Genomic DNA, 4684 nt, shown 5'->3' on the forward strand with positions numbered 1-4684 from the left:
CTACTGAATTAGTAGCGGCTCGCGCTACTGAATTAGTAGCGGCTCGCGCCTGTCCTCATTGGTTTACAGCCCGATTGAGGGGGTAAAAAGGCGACTCAGGGGGGCTTTTGACCCTCCAGCCTGCCCCTGGGGTGCCGCAAAAGCCCTGGCGATGCCGGAAACCCCCGTGAAAACCACTGATTTCAAGCACAAAAGATAGCTGAAACCCAATACAGATGGGCGCAAGCAGCTATCTATTTGATAGCGATAGCATGGCAATCTGCCGCCGGCTTCAGCCGCCTCGACAGGGTGCATGCGTGATCCTGCTGCCGGCCCGCGATTACCGCCAAAGCTCCCCATTAAAGGAAACGCTTTTGACCATGTGTTCCTCCAGGTAGGCTTCCTTGTAGGCGGAACGCACGGTTTTCCAGGTTTCGCTGGTCACCGGGAGTTCCGTGCGTGCCGAGATGACGGCGCGAAACGGAATGTGGCCGACACCGGTGAAGGTGGCTTCTGAACGCAGCACCACATTGCAGTTAATGGTCTCTCCCGGCCCGATCAAGCCGCCAGGGCAGATGTCAGCCTGCACATCACTGGCTTTCAGTGCCAGCTTTGTGTTGGGCAGAGGGTTGAGGGTCAGGGCGATGCGCGGCGGGGTCACGCGGACGGCGCGGCGGCTTGCGTTGGTCAGGCTAAAACCGAATGAGACGCTGCGGTCCAGCCACGTGACCTTTTGCTGGAACTTGACCTGCAGGTTCGGCGTCAGCGAGTCCACCAGTTCATCGACCACCTTGACGCGCTCCAGCCGCTTGCGTTCCGCGGCCTGGGCGTCGGGCACCGGTTTCTGCACCGGCTCCGGAACCGGTTCCGCTGCGGCCTTGGGCTGCTGGATCTCGGCCTTCATCTGCTCCATGTTGGCGCGCAATGCCTCGGTCTGGGCCTTGGCTTCGGCGAGCTTCTGTTCAAGCTGCTGCTGGTTCTTCTGGTTCGCGGCCATCAGCTGCTGCATCAGCAGCTGGGCTTCCTTCTGTGCCTTGGCCGCAGGCCGGTCTACCAGGGTGTAACGCGCTGCGCTGCCGGCCACCACAATCGCCAGGCCGATGATCAGCAAAAAAACGATGGTGTCGTATCGGTGGGCGCCGGCGTCCTTGCCGGGTTTCGGTTTGGGTTGGCGCGGCGGGAGAGGCGGCAGGGATGGCGGGATGGGGGGCATGCTTTTGTAAGCCATGAGGTATGCGCGGGTGTGGCTGGATTAAATGTGTTGTGAATCAGGTCGGTCAGGGGTCAACATGCTTTGAGATGCCCGGCTCACCATTTGCCGCGCACCCCCATCAGCAGGGCCAGGTTGCGCTGGCGTGCGTTCTGTTCGGTCTGGAGGTCGGCGAAGAGGTTGAAGTTGTCGTGGATGCGGCCCGAGACGCCGACACCAAGGACCACCGTGTTGGCATTGAGGGCCACGCCCGCGATCTGGAACTGGTAGGGCGTGCCGGCGCCCTGCAGCTGCGCCGTCATCGGGGTGTTGTATTTGCCAAACTCATGCGCCCACGCCACCCGCGGTTCGATCCGCAGCCGGCCCACGTTAAAGCCGGCTTTCAGCCCCAGCATCGATTTGGTCGAGTACACGGTTTGCGCGGCAACCTGCAGGTTGAGCGCGCCGGCGCCCTGCTCGCTGAAACCGTTGGTCTGGTTGCGGCTGAAGGCCAGTGCGGCCATCGGCTGCAGCGTCCAGCCGATCATGTCCAGGTCGTACGTCAGCTCGCCGTAGGCCGTGGCGGTGCTGCTGTCGAAGTTCGACGAGGCCACGCGGCTGATCGGACCGACCACGATGCCGCGGTCCATGTGGTTGCCGTGAAACGCCACGCTGGTCACGCCATTCAGGCGCCATGCGCCATCAGCATAGCCGGCGTACATCGCCAGCGCTGCGCTGCGGGCCCTGCCCAGGTCACCGGAATCAAAGCTGACCCTTGATGTGCCGATGGTCACGGCGCCGCCCAGCATCAAGCCCGGCGACACTTCGGCGTCATAACCCGCGCTCAGGCCGGTGCTGTTCAGGCGGCTGGCCATGGCATTGCCGTCGCTGTCGGTGGTTTGGTGGCTGCCGTAACCGCGCAGCCAGAAACCGCAACCGTCTTCGGCGGCCGGGAAAAGTGCCCTCAGGGCTTCGCGGCCACCGACATCGTCGCTGCCGCAGACTGAGCCCAGGCTGCTTCGGCCCACGCGTGCCTGCAGCTGTTCGCCGAACGCGGCGGTAAAGCTGGGGCCGGCACGGCGCAAGGCCACCAGGTTGGCACCGCCTATGGCATCGAAGGCCGCGAGGGCCTGCGGCACTGACAGGCTGTTGAGGGCGCTGAGCACCGTGCTCATGTCGCCGCTCGCGCTGCCGGAGGCATCTTGAAGTGCGTTGGAGGCCGACTGCTGGTTGGGCGTCATGCCGGGCAGGGTGTTGTAGCCGGTGCTGTTGCGCGCCAGGGTCAGATACACGTTGTTGGGGTCGTAGGTGAGCGACGGCGTCAAAAACGCCAGGTTGGTCGTGAGCCCGCTGAAGACGCCGGTGCGCCCGCCTGTGGCATTGAGGATGGTGTACTGCGTGGTCGGCGAATAGGTGCCGGCGCTGGCCAGCACATTGACCGTGCCGCCGTTGATGGTCAGCGTGCCGGTGGCGTTGGTGCGGTCGTTGCTGCCGGCTGCATCGACCTCCACGCTGTAATTGGAGCCGGCGTTGAAGGTCAGGTTGCCGACCACGGTGAGCGTGCCGATGGAATTGCCCGGCGCCAGCGTGCCGCCCGACTGGATGGTGGTGTTGCGCACGGAACCGGTGCCGCCCAGCGTGCCGCCGTTCTGCACCTGCACGGCAGAGTTGGTCAGGCTGCCGTTGACCGACAGCGTGCCGCCGCTGACGACGGTGGCCCCGCTGTAAGTGTGGGTGCCGGAAAAGGTGACATTGCCGGTGCCGCTTTTGACCACATTGCCGGTGCCGCTGATGACACCGCCAAACGTTCCGTTGCCTGCTTGCAAGAACTCCAGGTTGGCGTTGGTGGTAATCAAGCCCTGCAGGTTGGCGGTGGTGCCGCGCAAGGTGCCGCCATTGATGGTGGTGCCGCCTGTATAGGTGTTGGTGCCAGAAAGAATCACCGTGCCGCTGCCTTCCTTGACCAGCGTGCCGCCTCCATTGATGGAGCCTGCAAAGGTGCCGTTGGTGGTCTGGTCGAAGGTCAGCACGCCGTCGTTGCTGATGACTCCCTGCAGGCTGGTGGTGCTGCCGGTCAGGCGGGCATTGGTTCTGACGAAAGTGCCGCCGGTGTAACTGTTGGCGCCCGTCAGTACGGTGGAGGAGCCGCCGATAGCGAATACCTCGACCCACCCGCTGCCGCTGATTGCGGGGGAGAAGATGTAGGGGGTGGCGTCGTCCTGATTGAACTTGATGCTGGAGCTGGCATTGCCGAAAACCACGGCGCCGGCATCCAGGGTACCGCTGGGCCCGATGTTGCCGATGACCAGCGTCCCGGTGCCCACATTGCCCAGATGCAGGGTGCGGGTGCCGCCTACCGTCACGGTGGCGCCGGTGCGGATGCCCAGGAGCCCGTCTCCATTGTTGCCAACAATGAACTGGTCTCCCGGAGCCAGGCTGGGGGGAGACACGTTCAAGCTGGCGCCGGCGCCGCCGATGAGGATCTGCCCTCCGGTCGCCGTGTCGCCCACGCTCAGCCGCGTGGCCGTAACGCTTCCATTAATCAACAGGGATCCTGCGTTACCCGGCGCTGGCGTGGTGCCCAGCAGGAGCGTGTCGGCGGCCAGGGTGCCGCCGGCGTGGACGACCACCTGGCCGTCTCCCTCCACTTGCAGCGTGCCCACCTGGCCAGCCCCGGTAACGTCCACCTGCTGGTTCGTCGGGACCCTTGCCACGCTGGCGGCTGTAGGCGTGCCGCCACTCCAGTTGGCCGCGTCGTTCCAGTCCTGGGTGCCTGCGGCCGAGAAATCGTTGGTGGCCTGGGCATGGCCGGCATGCGGTGCCATGGCCAGGCCGGCGAATGCCAGCGCCAAGCCAAGTGGCTTGAGGGGAAAGTGCAGGCAGGAATTCATGCGGGCCAGTTTTGGAGTGTGGGTTCAGGCCGTGCCGGTCAACGGAACCCAAAGGCGATTGCCTTGCCAGAGGACATCGCGATCTCGGCTGCAAACGCAGTTAATGATTTAGCTAACATTTTTTAACGTGTGCCTCGCAGTAACTACGGCCTCTGGGAAGGACTCCGTACGGGTGTGATGTCCATGTTTTGACTTTGCTTCACGTTACATTTTTTTGCAAGTAGGCCGTTTGACGACTTATAACGCCTAGAGCATCAAATAGAAGAACTAAAGAATTAATTTGATCTGGCGGCGCCGGTCAGGAGCGGCCGGAGGCTGGCCTGTAGCCCGAAAAAGCGGTGCAACACGCTGGAAATTGCGCCGCAGGGCACCGGATTCGGGCCTTTAAGTGCGCTGTTGCGGTGTCTGCGTTGCGTGCTGGCCACACCACAGCCGGGAGCTGCAGCGGTTTGATCCGGTTGCCACGGCTGCTATCAAATAGCTAGCTCCCTGCGCTTGTCCTTATTGGCCAAAACAGCAATTTGATGGGCAAAAAATGTGTGCTGGAGAAGCGCGCTCCAGTAGCAATGGCCCCCGGGCGACGATTTCTGCACCCAAAACTGCCTGTTTTGGCATCAAAAATGAC

2 protein-coding genes are annotated in these 4684 nt (G+C 63.0%); both read right to left on the minus strand.

Features of this window, described 5'->3' with window-relative positions:
• Positions 1–319: 319 nt before the first annotated feature.
• The gene (locus tag AC1D1X_RS15980) at positions 320–1207 is read right to left on the minus strand and encodes a hypothetical protein (RefSeq protein WP_477670320.1); all 888 of its coding nucleotides are present in this window, start codon (positions 1205–1207) and stop codon (positions 320–322) included.
• 80 nt (positions 1208–1287) lie between these two features.
• Entirely contained in the window at positions 1288–4059 is a 2772-nt protein-coding gene (locus AC1D1X_RS15985; protein ID WP_477670319.1) for an autotransporter family protein, read from the minus strand.
• Positions 4060–4684: the final 625 nt, after the last annotated feature.

It is taken from the genome of Polaromonas sp. P1_G4 (assembly GCF_056405475.1).